The 16,101-nt window shown below is 34.7% G+C and carries 15 protein-coding genes; 9 read left to right on the top strand and 6 right to left on the bottom strand.

What is annotated here, in order from left to right; all coding sequences use genetic code 11:
• Window position 1 precedes the first annotated feature (1 nt).
• From hisD to hisIE, 7 genes are read left to right on the top strand one after another with little or no spacing between them, the layout of a single operon-like run.
• A complete protein-coding gene (hisD, locus tag ACSVH2_RS02850; RefSeq protein ID WP_438091650.1) occupies window positions 2-1,291 on the top strand; it encodes a histidinol dehydrogenase in 1,290 nt (429 codons plus the stop codon).
• Window positions 1,284-2,297, top strand: a complete 1,014-nt coding sequence (gene hisC / locus ACSVH2_RS02845; RefSeq protein WP_438091649.1) for a histidinol-phosphate transaminase — start codon at window positions 1,284-1,286, stop codon at window positions 2,295-2,297. Before hisD ends, hisC begins: the two co-directional genes overlap by 8 nt.
• Complete coding sequence (gene hisB / locus ACSVH2_RS02840) at window positions 2,294-3,385, top strand: bifunctional histidinol-phosphatase/imidazoleglycerol-phosphate dehydratase HisB (protein WP_438091648.1); 1,092 nt, start codon at window positions 2,294-2,296, stop codon at window positions 3,383-3,385. Before hisC ends, hisB begins: the two co-directional genes overlap by 4 nt.
• Window positions 3,382-3,960 carry an imidazole glycerol phosphate synthase subunit HisH gene (hisH, locus tag ACSVH2_RS02835; protein WP_438091647.1) on the top strand — a complete coding sequence of 193 codons (579 nt, stop codon included), beginning with the start codon at window positions 3,382-3,384 and terminating at the stop codon, window positions 3,958-3,960. The genes hisB and hisH overlap by 4 nt, the downstream gene beginning before the upstream one ends.
• Complete coding sequence (gene hisA / locus ACSVH2_RS02830; protein ID WP_438091646.1) at window positions 3,957-4,670, top strand: 1-(5-phosphoribosyl)-5-[(5-phosphoribosylamino)methylideneamino]imidazole-4-carboxamide isomerase; 714 nt, start codon at window positions 3,957-3,959, stop codon at window positions 4,668-4,670. Before hisH ends, hisA begins: the two co-directional genes overlap by 4 nt.
• The gene (hisF, locus tag ACSVH2_RS02825; RefSeq protein ID WP_438091645.1) at window positions 4,664-5,416 is read left to right on the top strand and encodes an imidazole glycerol phosphate synthase subunit HisF; all 753 of its coding nucleotides are present in this window, start codon (window positions 4,664-4,666) and stop codon (window positions 5,414-5,416) included. Before hisA ends, hisF begins: the two co-directional genes overlap by 7 nt.
• Entirely contained in the window at window positions 5,413-6,009 is a 597-nt protein-coding gene (gene hisIE / locus ACSVH2_RS02820; protein WP_438091644.1) for a bifunctional phosphoribosyl-AMP cyclohydrolase/phosphoribosyl-ATP diphosphatase HisIE, read from the top strand. The genes hisF and hisIE overlap by 4 nt, the downstream gene beginning before the upstream one ends.
• Window positions 6,010-6,012: 3 nt before the next feature.
• Here hisIE and ACSVH2_RS02815 read toward each other — a convergent pair whose 3' ends face one another.
• Window positions 6,013-6,381, bottom strand: a complete 369-nt coding sequence (locus tag ACSVH2_RS02815) for a hypothetical protein (RefSeq protein WP_438091643.1) — start codon at window positions 6,379-6,381, stop codon at window positions 6,013-6,015.
• Window positions 6,382-6,514: 133 nt separating this feature from the next.
• Here ACSVH2_RS02815 and ACSVH2_RS02810 point away from each other — a divergent pair, with 133 nt between their 5' ends.
• Window positions 6,515-6,925: a BrxA/BrxB family bacilliredoxin gene (locus ACSVH2_RS02810; RefSeq protein ID WP_438091642.1), complete on the top strand. Its 411-nt coding sequence runs from the start codon at window positions 6,515-6,517 to the stop codon at window positions 6,923-6,925.
• Window positions 6,926-6,978: 53 nt separating this feature from the next.
• Here ACSVH2_RS02810 and ACSVH2_RS02805 read toward each other — a convergent pair whose 3' ends face one another.
• From ACSVH2_RS02805 to ACSVH2_RS02785, 5 genes are all read right to left on the bottom strand, one after another.
• Window positions 6,979-8,346 (bottom strand): efflux transporter outer membrane subunit, encoded by a 1,368-nt coding sequence (locus ACSVH2_RS02805; RefSeq protein WP_438091641.1) that lies wholly within the window; start codon window positions 8,344-8,346, stop codon window positions 6,979-6,981.
• Complete coding sequence (locus ACSVH2_RS02800) at window positions 8,339-11,509, bottom strand: efflux RND transporter permease subunit (protein ID WP_438091640.1); 3,171 nt, start codon at window positions 11,507-11,509, stop codon at window positions 8,339-8,341. The genes ACSVH2_RS02805 and ACSVH2_RS02800 overlap by 8 nt, the downstream gene beginning before the upstream one ends.
• Before the next feature lie 33 nt (window positions 11,510-11,542).
• Window positions 11,543-12,691: an efflux RND transporter periplasmic adaptor subunit gene (locus ACSVH2_RS02795; protein ID WP_438091639.1), complete on the bottom strand. Its 1,149-nt coding sequence runs from the start codon at window positions 12,689-12,691 to the stop codon at window positions 11,543-11,545.
• 267 nt (window positions 12,692-12,958) lie between these two features.
• A complete protein-coding gene (locus tag ACSVH2_RS02790; protein WP_438091638.1) occupies window positions 12,959-13,699 on the bottom strand; it encodes a ZIP family metal transporter in 741 nt (246 codons plus the stop codon).
• Window positions 13,700-13,800: 101 nt separating this feature from the next.
• On the bottom strand, window positions 13,801-14,514 hold the full coding sequence (locus ACSVH2_RS02785; RefSeq protein ID WP_438091637.1) for an ion channel: 714 nt from the start codon (window positions 14,512-14,514) through the stop codon (window positions 13,801-13,803).
• Between the two features lie 178 nt (window positions 14,515-14,692).
• Between ACSVH2_RS02785 and trhO the strand changes: the two genes are divergently transcribed.
• Window positions 14,693-16,051, top strand: a complete 1,359-nt coding sequence (gene trhO / locus ACSVH2_RS02780) for an oxygen-dependent tRNA uridine(34) hydroxylase TrhO (RefSeq protein ID WP_438091636.1) — start codon at window positions 14,693-14,695, stop codon at window positions 16,049-16,051.
• The last annotated feature ends 50 nt before the right edge of the window (window positions 16,052-16,101 follow it).

Below are 16,101 nucleotides of genomic sequence, written 5' to 3'. Positions count from 1 at the left end.
CATGAAAACATACCTAAATCCAAACCCTGAACAATGGACTGAATTGGCACAACGCAAAACCGTTGCAACAGCCGATTTGAACGAAACAATGAGAGCTATTTTTAATGATATCCAAAAAAACGGAAGCAATGCGGTGAAAAAATACACTAATTATTTTAATGGTGTTTCCATCGAAAATTGCGCAGTTTCACCAATTGAAATTGAAAAAGCTATGGCATCAATTTCAGCTGAATTAAAAAAAGCCATACAAATGGCAGCCGAAAATATTTCCAAATTTCACAGTGCTCAAAAAGAAATTCCAACTAAAATTGAAACCACCTCGGGCGTATTTTGTTGGAGAGAAAACCGTGCTATTGATACCATCGGGATTTATATTCCTGGCGGAACAGCACCGCTTTTTTCAACGGTTTTGATGTTGGCAATTCCAGCAAAAATTGCGGGTTGCAAGAACATTATTTTATGTTCGCCACCAGACAAAAACGGCAACATCAATCCTGCCATTTTATATGCTGCACAATTGACTGGCGTAACACAAATGTATAAAGTTGGAGGCATTCAAGCCATAGCTGCTATGACTTTTGGAACTGATGAAATTCCAAAAGTTCTAAAAATCTTCGGGCCAGGAAATCAATACGTAACAGCTGCTAAACAATATGCACAACAACTAGGAGTAGCCATTGATATGCCTGCTGGACCAAGTGAATTATTAGTAATTGCCGATGCAACTTGTGACCCAGAATTCGTGGCTTCCGACTTGCTTTCCCAAGCCGAACACGGCGATGACAGCCAAGTGATTCTAGTTACCAATTCCGAAGAAATTGTAACGAAAGTTGTTGCTACAATCGAAAGTCAAAAAGCCATTTTACCAAGACAATCGGTTGTAGAAAAAGCACTAGAAAACAGTCGCGCTTTGGTTTTTGAAAACATTCAAACCGGAATTAAATTCAGTAATTTTTACGCCCCAGAACATTTGATTTTAGCTATCGAAAATGCAGAAGATAAAATCAAATTCATTGAAAACGCAGGTTCCGTTTTCATTGGAAATTACAGTTGCGAAAGTGCTGGAGATTATGCCAGCGGAACCAATCATACGTTGCCAACTAATGGGTATGCGAAGAATTACAGTGGCGTTTCGTTAGACAGTTTTGTGAAAAAAATTACTTTCCAAAAACTCACATCACAAGGCATTCAAAACCTTGGACCAACTATAGAAATTATGGCGGCAGCAGAACAGTTAGACGCACACAAAAACGCGGTTTCCATCCGATTAAAAAAATTACAAAATGGTTAATATCACTAATTTAATTCGAAAAAATATTCTCTCACTCACACCTTATTCGAGTGCGCGCGATGAGTACAAAAGCAATCTGGGTATTTTTTTAGATGCCAATGAAAATCCGTTTGGGAATCTAAACCGCTATCCTGATCCTTACCAATGGCGTTTGAAACAAATGGTAAGCAGTCAGAAGAAAGTTGGAATTGAAAATATCTTAATTGGCAACGGAAGCGATGAAATCATCGATTTGGTACAACGTGTTTTTTGTGAACCCAATGAAGATAAAATAATCATTTGTCCGCCAACGTATGGTATGTATGAAGTTTATGGAAATATTAATAACCTAGAAATTATTTCAATTCCATTAACCGAAGATTTTCAGTTGAATACCGAAACCATTTTAGCTACAAAGGCCAAAATTTTATATTTGTGTTCACCTAACAATCCGACTGGAAATTCGTTAGAAAATCTAGAATATATTATCGAAAATTTCAAGGGAATTGTGTTTTTAGACGAAGCTTATATCGACTTTAGTGAGCAACCTTCGTTGGTTTCAAAAATCAAGCAATTTCCTAATTTAATTGTGTCACAAACGTTCAGCAAAGCGAGAGGTTTAGCGGCAGTTCGAGTTGGAGTTGCTTTTGCCAATGAAACTATTATTTCTGTCATGAATAAAGTAAAACCACCTTATAATATTAGCCAGTTAAACCAAGAAGCCGCGGTGCAATCGCTTGCCGACGAAGCCAATTTCAAATCGAATGTGCAACTTATAAAATCGGAACGGGAATTGCTGAAACAATCACTTTTAACATTGGATTTTGTTACTAAAATTTATCCTTCAGAAGCCAATTTTTTATTGGTGGAAATGGAAAATGCCAACGCCATTTATAACAGTTTGATTGAACAACAAATCATCACACGCAACCGTAGTTCGGTGGTCGAAAATTCCATTCGAATTACTATTGGAACACCTAGAGAAAATCAACAATTATTGTATGCTTTAAATTTAGTTATGTCATGAAAAAAGTATTATTTATAGACCGTGACGGCACGTTAATTATCGAACCGCCAACAGATTTTCAAGTCGATAGTTTGGAAAAATTGGAGTTTTATCCAGAAGTTTTTCAGTATTTATCACGCATTGCCAAAGAACTCGATTATGAATTGGTGATGGTGACCAATCAAGACGGAATGGGAACGGATTCGTTTCCAGAAAACACCTTTTGGCCAGCACAAAATAAGATGCTAAAAGCGTTTGAAAACGAAGGCATTCGATTTTCGGATGTGATTATTGATGTGTCGTTTGCGGCACAAAATTTGCCTACACGAAAACCCGGAACAGCTCTATTGCAACAATACATCAAAGGTAATTATGATTTGAAAAACTCTTTCGTAATAGGCGATAGAGTTACCGATATACAGCTAGCAGAAAATTTAGGAAGTCAGGCGATATTTATTTCGGCTACAACCAATGAACGAGCAATTTTATCGACTACTTCTTGGGAAACAATTTATCTATTTCTGAAGGAACAACCTCGTACTGCTCAATTAATTCGCAAGACAAAAGAAACCGAAATTGCTATCGAAATCAATTTGGATGGCAGCGGAAAAAGCAATATCAACACTGGTTTAGGCTTTTTTGACCACATGCTCGACCAAATTGCCAAACACGGAAATATCGATTTAAACATCAATGTAAAAGGCGATTTATATGTGGACGAACACCACACAATTGAAGATGTAGGTATTGCATTGGGCGATGTTTTTTCACAAGCTTTGGGTTCAAAAAAAGGAATTACACGTTATGGTTTTTTATTGCCAATGGACGATTGTTTATCGCAAGTGGCAATTGATTTTGGCGGTCGTTCTTGGTTGGTTTTTGATGCTAAATTCAACAGAGAAAAAATTGGTGAAATGCCAACTGAAATGTTCTCTCACTTTTTTAAATCGTTTTGTGATGGTGCCAAATGCAATTTGAACATCAAAAGTGAAGGCGAAAACGAACACCACAAAATAGAATCCATTTTTAAAGCATTTGCGAAAGCAATAAAAATGGCAGTTCAAAAAGATGGTACCAATGGCATTCCAAGCACTAAAGGAATTTTATGATAGCAATAGTGAAATATAACGCAGGCAACATCACTTCGGTGAAAAATGCCGTCGAACGATTGGGTTATTCTTGTATCGTGACCGATGATGAAACGATTTTGAAACAAGCCCAAAAAGTAATTTTTCCAGGTGTTGGCGAAGCTAGTTCGGCGATGCAATATTTGAAAGAAAAAGGGTTGGATGAGGTGATTAAAAACCTAACGCAACCCGTTTTGGGAATTTGCCTTGGTCAACAGTTGATGTGTCAATTTTCGGAGGAAGGAAATACAAACTGTTTAGGAATTTTTGACGCAACGGTAAAGAAATTTGAACCCAAATTGAAAGTACCACACATGGGTTGGAATACTATTTCAAAATTGAATTCTGAATTGTATAACGGAATCTCATCCGACGAAGATTTCTATTTTGTACACAGCTATTATGCCGAAATAAGCAACGAAACTTCAGCAATTTGTGATTATATCGTTCCGTTTAGTGCATCCATGCAAAAGGATAATTTCTATGCCACACAATTTCATCCCGAAAAATCATCTAATGTTGGCGAGCAACTTTTATTAAATTTTTTGAAATTATGAGAATCATTCCAGCTATAGACATCATCAACGGAAAATGCGTCCGATTGACAAAAGGCGATTATGCCACACAAAAAATATATAACGAAAATCCGTTGGAAGTTGCTAAATATTTTGAAGACAACGGTATCGAATATTTGCATTTAGTAGATTTAGACGGAGCCAAATCACAGCAAATTGTCAACCATAAAGTGTTGTATCAAATTGCTAGCAAAACCAAATTGAAAATCGATTTTGGCGGCGGATTAAAACAACGGAAAGACCTCGAAATAGCTTTTGAAAATGGAGCCAATCAAATTACTGGAGGAAGCATTGCGGCAAAAACCCCAAGTGAGTTTTTAAACTGGCTAACTGAATTTGGAAGCGAAAAAATAATTTTGGGTGCTGATTGTTTGAACCGAAAAATTGCTACTCAAGGTTGGCTCGAAAATTCAGAATTGGATGTTATTGATTTCATTTCTGACTATGTTTCAAAAGGAATTTCAACTGTAATTTGTACGGATATTGCAAAAGACGGCATGCTACAAGGAACTTCTAATGAATTATATGCTACAATTTTAGAAAAAACAAAAGTCAATTTAATTGCCAGCGGTGGCGTGACTACAATTTCCGATTTGGAACTATTGAAAACCATCGGATGTGAAGGTGCCATCATCGGGAAAGCATTGTATGAAGGCACTATAAAAATCGAAAATCTACGCGAATTATGTTAAAGAAAAGAATTATTCCGTGTTTGGATATTAAAGACGGACGCGTGGTAAAAGGCGTTCAATTTTTGGAACTAAAAGACGCCGGAAATCCAGTGGAGTTAGCTTCATTCTACTCTAAAAACGGAGCAGACGAACTAGTGTTTTTAGACATCAGTGCAACTTTAGAAAAAAGAAAAACGTTAGCCGAAATGGTGACGCAATTATCCAAAGAAATCAACATTCCGTTTACGGTTGGCGGTGGTATTCAATCGGTTGATGATGCTAGACTGTTGTTGCAATCTGGTGCCGATAAAGTGAGTATTAATTCGGCAGCAGTTTTGAATCCAGAATTGATTTCGAAAATTTCAGACGCTTTTGGAAGTCAGAGTTTGGTTGTTGCTATTGATATCAAAAAAGTTGAAAATGAATGGTTTGTTTTTATCAAAGGCGGAACAGAATCAACTGGAATTTTAGCTATTGATTGGGCAAAAAAAGTGGAACAACTTGGTGCTGGAGAAATTTTATTGACTTCAATGAACAATGATGGATCAAAAAACGGATTTGCAGTAAAAATAACCGATGCGATTTGCAAATCAGTTTCTATACCAGTAATTGCTTCTGGTGGCGCAGGAAACGCGCAGCATTTTATAGAATTATTCACCCAAACAGAAGTCAGTGCTGGATTAGCAGCGAGTATTTTCCATTTTAATGAAGTGCCGATTACCCAATTAAAAAACGTTTTAAAAAATAAAAATATTCCTATCAGATGAATGTAGATTTCTCAAAAAACAACGGATTACTTCCTGTAATTATTCAAAATAACGAAACGCAACAAGTTTTAATGTTGGGTTATATGAACGAAGAAGCGTTGCAAAAAACGCAAGATGAACACGTTGTGACTTTTTTCAGTAGAAGTAAAAATAGGTTGTGGACCAAAGGTGAATCTTCGGGGAATTTCTTAAAAGTAGTTTCTATAAAAGAAGACTGCGACCAAGATGCATTGTTGATTCAAGTCAATCCCAACGGACCAACATGCCACAACGGAACGACTTCTTGTTTTGCCAATGAAGCCAAAATTTCATTTCTAAATGAACTAGAGAATATTATCGATGATCGCATTTCAAATCCAAATTCAGAATCTTATGTAGCGTCTTTATTTCAAAAAGGAATTAATAAAATCGCCCAAAAGGTAGGGGAAGAAGCGGTTGAATTAGTTATTGAAGCCAAAGATGATGACCAAGATTTATTTTTGGGCGAAGCTGCCGATTTGCTGTTTCATTATTTGATTTTACTGAAAGCCAAAGGATTATGTTTGAAAGATGTTGAAAATGTATTGAAAAGTCGAATGAAGAACAGAAAATAAGACTTATTCCACCGAATCATCTATTTTAAAATGCTTTATTATTTTACTGATAATTGTAGTGAACATTATAAAAGTTAAAAAAGCCATATCACGAAAAGCTTCTGTCATTTGAGCAAGTGCTTCGTTGTTTTTTTGCAAATGGTATAGCAATCTTTTTTTATTTTCTAAATCTGAAATTTCATAAGGATATCCTGGGAAAATATGTATAATAGAAGTGGAAATCAATAAAATACCAATACCATAGGAAAGTAATAAGTACTGCAACGTAAATTTTAAATCTTTTTTACGTTGAATAATTAAATACCCAATAAAAAAAATAATCAACAATCCTATTTTCAAATAAAAACTATCTAGTCCTTCTAAAAAATCCATAAAATTAATTTTTGAAATGTAAACATAACAAATCTTTATGAACTCTTTAAAAGTTCCCTCTAGATTTCTCATTATCTTTGCAATGGATTTTTTAAATCTAAAATTTTATATCTAAAATCTAATATTTGTAATTATGTATCCAGAAGAAATGGTATTACCAATGCGTGCCGAGTTGGCGGAAGTTGGTTTTCAAGAGTTATACACTGCGGCTGACGTAGAAAATGCAATTAAAGCAGAAGGAACAACGCTTGTAGTTGTTAACTCGGTTTGTGGTTGTGCGGCAAGAAATGCACGTCCAGGAGCAAGAATGAGTTTGGATGGCGCTAAAAAACCAGACCATTTAGTAACTGTTTTTGCAGGTGTCGATAAAGATGCAGTTGATGCAGCGCGTCAACATATGTTTCCTTTTCCTCCTTCATCGCCTAGTATGGCTTTGTTCAAAAACGGCGAATTGGTTCACATGCTAGAACGTCACCACATTGAAGGTCGTCCAGCAGAAATGATTGCAGAAAACTTGAAAGATGCTTACGCTGAATTTTGTTAAATAAAAAACCACCAAAAGGTGGTTTTTTTATGTCTTCTTTTATATTTCAATTACTACCAACCTCCACCTAAAGCTTTGTAAAGTTGCATTACTGAAGATAATTTCTTTTCTGATAAAAGAGATAAATTCAACTCAGAATCAAATAAAGAGCGTTCAGCATCTAATACTTCTAAGTAGGAAGTATATCCGTTATCATATCTTGATTGAGATAATTTTAAATACGTTCTAGCAGATTCAGTTTGTCTGTAAGCCGCATTCCATTCTTCATTATAAGTATCTACTGCTACCAAGGAATTTTCAACTTCGGCAACGGCAGCCAAGATGGCCTTTTTATAATTTAATTTAGTTTCCTCAGCAATTTGTTTGTTCAAAACCACTCTTTGTTTGTTTTTTCCAAAATTGAAAATTGGACCAAATACACCTCCGCCAACATTTTGAATATAGGAACCGCTGTCAAAAACTTTAGAAATTTCAGGACTTGCAAATCCAGCAAAAGCAGCAATATTAAAAGACGGAAATCTCATTGCTTGAGCCACTCCAATACGCTCATTTGCGGCGATATAATCTAGCTCTGAACGTTTGACATCTGGTCTGTTTTCAAGTAATGTTGAAGGTAAAGCTACTGGAATTTGAGTATTAACTGTTTGTTCATAATTCCATTTTCCGCGTGGAATTGTTCCTGGCATTTGACCCGTTAAAACATTTAATGAATTTTCTAATAGCGTAATTGCTCTTTTAATTTGTTGTAGTGTTCCTTCAGCGATAGCCACTTGTTGTTCCACTTGTACTTTATCCAGTTGAGAAACATATCCCTTTTCAAAGCGTTGCCCTATAATTTCATCTGATTTCTTTCTTGATTCAATAGTTCTTTGAACAATGATTAATCGATTATCATAATCTCTGAGCTGAAAATAAGTAGCCGCTATTTCTGCTACTAAATTAGACACAATTACTTTTCTGGATTCTTCTGATGCCAATAATTCACTTCTTAAAGCACCTGTTTCATGTCTTATTTTGCCCCAAAAATCAAGTTCCCAAGACATCGTAGCCACCAAACTTGTATTTAAAGCTACTGTTTCCTTACTGTTAATTTGGCCACTGTATCCAACATTTGGAAGCAAATCGGCTTTCGTTATTCCAAGAACGGCTTTTGATTGCTCAATTCTAGCTAGTGCAATTTTCAAATCGTAATTATTATCAAGTCCGCTTTGAATTAAATCTTTTAAAACTGGATCATCAAAAATATCAAACCATTTTACATTGGCAACAGAGTCATTTATTTTAGCATTAGCTCCTTGATTTTGATATTTTAAAGGGTTATTCGCCATGTCTGGGCGATCATACTTGGGTCCAACTTTACAACCCATAGGAAGTAAAGCGAGAATCAATATGACAATTAGTATTTTATAATTCTTAATCATGATTTGTAGTATTAGATTCTATACTATTTTCGGCTTCAATTATTTCATTTTTCTTGCTTCCAATTTTTTCAATCATTACATATAAACCAGGAACAATTAATACTCCTAAAACTGTAGCGATTAACATCCCACTAAATACTGCCATTCCCATTACAATACGAGCTTGAGAACCAGCACCAGTAGCAGTTAATAAAGGAACTACTCCTAATATAAAGGCAAAAGCAGTCATTAATATTGGACGAAAACGAAGTTTAGCGGCAACCATTGCAGCTTCGTATAATGGTTTTCCTTTTTCATATTCTTCTTTAGCAAACTCAACAATAAGGATGGCATTTTTTGCCACCAATCCAATGAGTAATACCAATCCAATTTGGGCAAACACATTATTTACATAAGCATCACTTGTAAATCGTGCTAAAAATAATCCTAAAAACGCTCCAAAAACAGCTAGTGGCGCACCCAATAATACACTAAATGGTAATTTCCAACTTTCATATTGTGCAGCAAGAATTAAAAATACAAATACTAACGCCATTAAAAACACCGTACCGCCACTTGGAGAATTTTTTTCTTGGTAAGAAAGGTTTATATAATCATAACTCATATCGGCAGGTAAAGTTGCAGCAGCTACTTCTTCTAAGGCATCTAAAGCTTGTGCGCTACTGTAGCCATCATTTGGACTTCCTCCAATTTCTGCTGCCCTAAATAAATTAAGTCGATTAGTAAAATCTGGTCCGGCAACTTTTGTCGCAGTAACCAAAGTGGATATAGGCAACATTTCGCCTTTGTTATTTTTTATATAAATCAAATTTAGGTTTTCTGGTTTAACACGATCTGTCGCTTCACCTTGTAAATACACTTTATACTGTCGTCCAAAACGATTAAAATCATTTACATAAGTTCCACCCAAAAAAGCACCTAATGCTTCGGTAACTTTTGAAACTGGAACGCCTAATTTCATCGCTTTATCATTATCAATCTCTAATTTTATTTGAGGTGATCCAGCATTGAAAGTAGTATAAATTCTTTTTATCTCGGGTCTTTTTTGTGCCGCGGCAATAAAAGCTTGTGTTTGTTGAGCTAAATACTGTGGAGAATTTCCTCCTCTATCTTGTAACATTAAACTAAACCCAGCAGAAGCACCTAAACCTTGAATTGCTGGTGGGCCAAAAGCAAAAGCGGTTGCGTTTGTTATTTGGGTTGCTAGTTTTTTATTTAACCTATCCACTAATTGTTTCGCTGTTTCAGTTCTTTCTTCCCATGGTTTTAAAGAGATAAATATAAACGCATTATTAGGCTGATACGAATTTGTCAACATACTAAATCCATTGATTGTAGTATACGAAAGTATGGACTCTTCTTCTTTTAAAAAACCATCCACTTTTCTTGAAATTTCGTCAGTACGTTGTAATGAAGATGCTGGTGGCAATGCAATATTAATCAAAACATAACCTTGATCTTCTTCTGGAATAAATCCTAATGGAATTTTTTTACCTAACAAAGCAACAGCACTAATTACTACTGCTAATAAAACCACAATTCGAAATCCTTTTTTAGCAAAAAAAGTAGCTCCTTTTAAATAACCTCCTGTTACTTTCTCAAAAATTCTATTGAATCCTGCAAAAAATTTAGACAACCAACCCGTTTGTTCTTCAACAGGTTTTGTTGGTTTTAATAACATGGCACAGAGAGCAGGACTCAAGGACAAAGCACTAAATGCAGAGAATGCCACCGATACCGCAATCGTTATGGCGAATTGTTGGTAAAAACGGCCTGTAATTCCTGGTGTCATCGCTACTGGAATAAATACCGCACACAAAATCAATGCGATAGCAATTACAGGTCCTGAAACTTCTTTCATGGCTTGTATAGTTGCTTCTTTTGGTGTTTTCCCTTTTTCAATATGATGCACCACAGCTTCAACCACCACAATCGCATCATCAACCACAATTCCAATGGCTAACACTAATCCTAATAAAGATAAAGTGTTAATTGAAAATCCTAATAATGGGAAAACAGCAATAGTTCCTATCAATGAAACAGGAACTGTTATCAACGGAATTAATGTTGCACGCCAGTTTTGAAGGAATATAAAAACAACTAAAATAACGAGAATAATCGCTTCAAAAAGTGTGTGTACTATATCATCAACTCCAGCAGTAATAGCAAGTGTAGTATCTAATGATTCTTGGTAAGCAATGTCTTTAGGAAATTTTTTTGACATTTCTTTCATGGCTTTCTTTGCGGTTTCTGCCACTTCCAATGCATTACTTCCCGGCATTTGATACATCGTGATTGCAGCACTTGCCGAACCATTTCTTCGGGCAGAGGAACTATAATTCTCTGTTCCTAATTCAATTCGAGAGATGTCACTTAACAAAACTTGAGCTCCATCTTCTTTGCTTCGAACAACTATACTTGAAAATTGTTTTTCAGTAACCAAACGATCTTGAAGTGTAACTCCATAGGTGAATTCGGTTCCAAGTGGCGCGGGTTCTGCTCCAAATTTTCCTCCAGGACTGATCATGTTTTGAGCGTTCAATGCATTCTTTACATCTTCAACTGTAACACCAAGCTTACTCATTACATCGGCTTTCAACCAAATCCTCATGGAGTAATCACTTCCTCCAAATAGGGCAACTTCTCCAACTCCTTTTATACGAGCTAATTGATCTACAATATTGATACTCGCATAGTTATTCAAAAACTTGGCATCATATTTTGGATTGGATGATGTGAGGGTAAATAACATCATTGGAAAAGACAATGATTTTTTAACTACTACACCTTGTTGTTTTACACTCGAAGGCATAAAAGGTGAGGATTGATTTTGCCGGTTTTGCGTAAGCATGTTGGCATTATCTAAATTAGTTCCTACATCAAAAGTTACTTCAATAGTACAAGCTCCATCAGATGTATTGATAGACTTCATGTACAACATATTCTCTACACCATTCACTTTTTGTTCAATAGGAGTTGCAACTGCTTGCTCTACGTTCAAAGCATTAGCTCCTGTAAAACTAGTGGTGATTTTTACAACTGGAGGATTAATATCTGGATATTGTGATATTGGTGTTTTCTGAAGCGCTAACAATCCTAATATCACAATAATGATACTGATTACCATCGCTACAATCGGTCTTCTAACAAAAAATTCTCCCATGATAATGTTTCTAAATTATTTAGTTAGCGCTGATTATTTTTCTATTTTTCCTGGAGACCATTCTGTCAACTTCGGTGTAATGACACTTCCGTTTTTCAATAAGGAAGTTCCTCCCATTGCCACTTTATCATCAGCAGTTAATCCATCAATAACAACATACGAATCTTTGTATGCTGGACCAACTTGTATAATTTTCATTTCAACTTTATTATCTTTATCTAAAACATAAACCTGAAATATTCCTTGCATTTCAATTACAGAACGCTGAGGAATTAGCAGTGCATTTTTTCGGATATCTGTCACTACTCCTATTTTTACATATTGACCTGGTCTAATTAATCTGTCAGGATTTGCAAATCCAGCTTCAAAAGTAACAGCACCAGTTGTGGGATCTATTTGTCTATCGGCAAAACTAATTTTACCCGTTTCTGAATAAAGTGAACCGTCTGACAATGTTAAGGAAACGGTTTTTCCAGCACCTTTTAGACTAGAGTCTTTTTTACTAACTTCTCTAAATATTCGAAGATATTCTTGTTCGCTCATAGTAAAACGAACCCTAACATCTCCCAAATCTGAAATTGTATTTAAAACGGATGTTGCTCCTGGTCGAACATAATCACCTTGTCTAACTTTAGATATTCCTATCAATCCAGAAATTGGTGCTACAATTCTACAATATCCTAATTCAATCCTTGCGTTATCTAAATTTGCTTTGGATGCTTTTAAAGACGCTAACGAAGCATTGTATGACGATTTTGCCGCTATTAATTCTCTTTGACTTACCGCATTCATTTTGGCTAAAGGAACCATCATATCATAATCTGACTTGGTTTTTGCCAATCTTGCTTCTACCTCAGCCAAAGCTCCTTCAGCTTGGCTTAATTTGGCTTGATAAGGTAATGGATCAATCGTGTATAACAACTCTCCTTTAGTGACGACACTTCCCTCTTTAAAATTCAAGCTTTCAATCACTCCGTCAACTCGAGGATTAATTTGTATATCCGATTGTCCAAAAGTTTGTCCCGTATACTCTGACTCAAGATTTACATCTTGTTGCAAAACTTGTACAACTGAAACTTCTAGGGGTTTTGCTTCTGGGGCAACTTCCTTTTTGCATGAAACAAAGAAAGCGGAGAAAGCGGTAACAAAAAATAAAATCTTAATATTGTTTATTGTATTCATAGGGTTGGTGTTGTTAAAATTATAGTATAAAGTTAATAAATTAATTTTAAGATTTTATTAAGATTTTAAAAAAATACTTAAGAAAAATAATACTTGGCACTTAGTTGCTCACACCAGTATTAATTTCATTTTTCATTACATTTGTTTTGTTTGTCAGTTCTTTACGCTATTTTTTCTCATAGAAAAATAAATATCAATCAAAGTGGTAACAACATTTAATTTTAAAATTTATGACGAAAACTAATATTTAGATTTAGCTTCCCATCATTAATGTAAGTTTTCAAAAACTATTATTGAAACCGAAACAAAAAAACCCAGTACTGTAAATACACCAGCCAATTTTCCTCCGTGTTCATAGGACTCTGGTATCATAGAATTGGCAAGCATCATCAGAATTGCTCCACCAGCAAAAGCTTGAATAAAAGAAAGCCATTCGTTTGATGCACCACTGAAAAGAGAGAAACCTGCAACTGTAGACAAGGCACAAAACAATGAAATAAATAACCACAAAAACAATATTTTTTTCTTGCTCCATCCACCTTCTTTCATCCCTTTTGATCCTGCAATAGCTTCTGGTAAATTCGAAATAAAAACCGCTACAAGCATAGCCATACTTACTTTTCCTCCTTCAAAAATTCCTAAACCAATAACAATAGACTCAGGAATTCCATCAAGAATAATAGCTAACACCATGGGAATTATTAAACTCGAACTATTGGAATGTACATCCTTGTTATTGTTTTTGTTTCCTAAATTTCCAATTAATTTATCCGCCAAAAAAAATGTTGCTGCTCCAGCAAAAAAACCATAAGCAGTATATCCTGAACCGACACTCATTTTTACTGCTTCAAAAATTAATTCATAGGATACGGCAGAAATTAATGTTCCTGCACCAAAACCCAAAATCATTCCAATGGCACGATTACTTAATGAAAAACGAATGGCTATTATTCCTCCTAAGACTAGTGATGAAGTGGCTAATAGTCCTATTAAAAAAGCATTTAACATAGTAACACTTTTAAGTTGTTTACATACAAATTTAACCTTATTTATGTTAAAATAAATAGTTACTAATCTCTATTTTTAATCCATTTGGAAGAAGCCGTAATCTAAATTGATTGAGGTGGTTTTTTAAAAGAGATATATTTTCCAACCAACATGGATATAATAACCGCAACATAAAGTTGTCCAGAAACACTAATGAGAACTGCCAATGATTTTGATAATGGATGAGTTGGTGTAATATCACCATATCCTGTAGTAGTATATGTCGAAAAAGTGTAATAAATGTTATTTTGTATAGTCAATACAAATCCAGAATTAAAATCACTAACATGACTAATATTATAAGCATTTGGAATGTTTAATGAAATAAATGTTACCATTAAAGAGAAAGCAAATCCTAATAATAAATACGCAGTTATTGAGTCAACTAACACCTTAAATGTAACAGTGCCCGTTGATGACACTTGTTTTATTAAACTAAAAACAAGAAATAAAAAGAAAAAGAAATTCACAAATCGAAAACCTGTTCTGATAAACTCAAGATCAACAAAATAAGCAACCCAAATAAAAGTTGTAGTAAAAACAGCAAAGCCCTTAATTATTTTACTGTTTTTTTTAAGAGATAAAACAGAAAAGATAATAATTCCCATCACTGAACAAGTATACAGTAAATTGAAGTGTTCATTAGGTAAAACTGGAATGACAAAAATACTAATCACAGTCATTAATAAAAGCATTCCATCTGCAATTGCAGACTTGGTTTTTCTTCCATCTGATGAAAACATGGTTCTAAACTTGTATAAAAATGATTGCTTCATTTATTAATCACAATTTTGTATTTTATTTCAAATATAATTAAATCTACTTTGAATTTTCGTTTTTCTAAAAGATAAAAATATATTCTCGCTGTTTTAAATCCTAAAAATAAAGGCTAAATTTGCACCGAATTCTTCCATTTAGAATTCAAAAAATATTTCTCACTTAAACGTTTATAGCATGCAACTGTATAACACCTTAAGCGCAGAAGAAAGAGCCGAGCTGATTGACCAAGCCGGCAAACAAAGACTGACTTTATCTTTCTATGCGTATGCCAAAATTGAAGATCCCAAAAAATTTCGCGACGATTTATTTATCGAATGGAACAAACTCGATGCTCTTGGTCGAACCTATGTTGCCAAAGAAGGGATTAATGCTCAAATGAGTATTCCTGCCGAAAATATGGAAGCTTTTCGTGACACTTTAGAAGCCTACGATTTTATGCGAGGCATTCGATTAAATGTAGCCGTTGAACAAGATGACCATTCTTTTTTGAAATTGACTATAAAAGTGCGTGACAAAATTGTAGCCGATGGTTTGAACGACGAAACCTTTGATGTAACCAACATTGGCGTTCATTTGAAGGCCAACGAATTCAATCAGATTTTAGAAGATCCAAACACGATTGTAGTCGATTTTAGAAATCATTACGAAAGTGAAATTGGGCATTTCAAAGGAGCGATAACTCCCGATGTGGAAACTTTTAGAGAAAGTTTGCCCATTATCAACGAACAATTAAAAGATTTTAAAGAAGATAAAAACTTGGTAATGTATTGCACCGGAGGAATTCGTTGTGAGAAAGCGTCAGCCTATTTTAAACATCAAGGTTTTAAAAATGTATTCCAATTAGAAGGTGGAATTATCAATTATGCCAAACAAATCAAGGAAGAAAATATCGAAAGTAAATTCATTGGAAAGAACTTCGTTTTCGACCATCGTTTAGGGGAAAGAATTACTGATGATATTGTTTCGCAATGCCATCAATGCGGAAAACCTTGCGATAATCACACCAATTGTTTGAATGACGGTTGTCATTTATTATTTATTCAATGTGATGATTGCAAAGCAGCAATGGAAAATTGTTGCTCAACAGAATGTTTAGAAATTACGCATTTACCATTAGCCGAACAGGTTAAACTTCGTAGAGGAAAACAAGTTGGAAATAAGGTATTCAGAAAAGGAAAATCAGATAAGTTACTGTTCAAACATTCGGGTGAATTGGGCGATAAATCATTGGCTACAGCCAAAAAAACAACCGATATCCGTCAAAAAATAAAAATTAAAAAAGTCCTTATTGGTAAAGCCGAACATTACTACGTGAAAGCTGAAGTGGGTCTTTTTATCATAGAAAATAACGAATTGAATGTTGGTGATAAAATCTTAATTTCTGGACCAACAACAGGAAATGAAGAAATATTGATTGAAAAAATGTTTGTCAACGGGAAAGAGTCAAATCATGCCACCATTGGAGATAAAGTCACGATGCATTTGCCTTTCAGAATTCGATTATCGGATAAATTATTCAAAATAATAGCTTAGTAAATTTCTAAAACTTTTTTCAAAACCTATTTCAATCGGAATAGGTTTTT

The organism is Flavobacterium sp. RSB2_4_14 (genome assembly GCF_051547085.1).
In the GTDB taxonomy this organism is placed as follows: domain Bacteria; phylum Bacteroidota; class Bacteroidia; order Flavobacteriales; family Flavobacteriaceae; genus Flavobacterium.
Note: the sequence above shows the minus strand (reverse complement) of the source record. Positions and strands in the feature narration are given on the sequence as shown.

What these genes read in the sequence shown, in the direction of transcription:
- hisD (WP_438091650.1), top strand. Translation starts at nt 2, where the DNA reads ATGAAAACATACCTAAATCCAAACCCTGAACAATGGACTGAATTGGCA.
- hisC (WP_438091649.1), top strand. Translation starts at nt 1,284, where the DNA reads ATGGTTAATATCACTAATTTAATTCGAAAAAATATTCTCTCACTCACA.
- hisB (WP_438091648.1), top strand. Translation starts at nt 2,294, where the DNA reads ATGAAAAAAGTATTATTTATAGACCGTGACGGCACGTTAATTATCGAA.
- hisH (WP_438091647.1), top strand. Translation starts at nt 3,382, where the DNA reads ATGATAGCAATAGTGAAATATAACGCAGGCAACATCACTTCGGTGAAA.
- hisA (WP_438091646.1), top strand. Translation starts at nt 3,957, where the DNA reads ATGAGAATCATTCCAGCTATAGACATCATCAACGGAAAATGCGTCCGA.
- hisF (WP_438091645.1), top strand. Translation starts at nt 4,664, where the DNA reads ATGTTAAAGAAAAGAATTATTCCGTGTTTGGATATTAAAGACGGACGC.
- hisIE (WP_438091644.1), top strand. Translation starts at nt 5,413, where the DNA reads ATGAATGTAGATTTCTCAAAAAACAACGGATTACTTCCTGTAATTATT.
- ACSVH2_RS02815 (WP_438091643.1), bottom strand. Translation starts at nt 6,381, where the DNA reads ATGGATTTTTTAGAAGGACTAGATAGTTTTTATTTGAAAATAGGATTG.
- ACSVH2_RS02810 (WP_438091642.1), top strand. Translation starts at nt 6,515, where the DNA reads ATGTATCCAGAAGAAATGGTATTACCAATGCGTGCCGAGTTGGCGGAA.
- ACSVH2_RS02805 (WP_438091641.1), bottom strand. Translation starts at nt 8,346, where the DNA reads ATGATTAAGAATTATAAAATACTAATTGTCATATTGATTCTCGCTTTA.
- ACSVH2_RS02800 (WP_438091640.1), bottom strand. Translation starts at nt 11,509, where the DNA reads ATGGGAGAATTTTTTGTTAGAAGACCGATTGTAGCGATGGTAATCAGT.
- ACSVH2_RS02795 (WP_438091639.1), bottom strand. Translation starts at nt 12,691, where the DNA reads ATGAATACAATAAACAATATTAAGATTTTATTTTTTGTTACCGCTTTC.
- ACSVH2_RS02790 (WP_438091638.1), bottom strand. Translation starts at nt 13,699, where the DNA reads ATGTTAAATGCTTTTTTAATAGGACTATTAGCCACTTCATCACTAGTC.
- ACSVH2_RS02785 (WP_438091637.1), bottom strand. Translation starts at nt 14,514, where the DNA reads ATGAAGCAATCATTTTTATACAAGTTTAGAACCATGTTTTCATCAGAT.
- trhO (WP_438091636.1), top strand. Translation starts at nt 14,693, where the DNA reads ATGCAACTGTATAACACCTTAAGCGCAGAAGAAAGAGCCGAGCTGATT.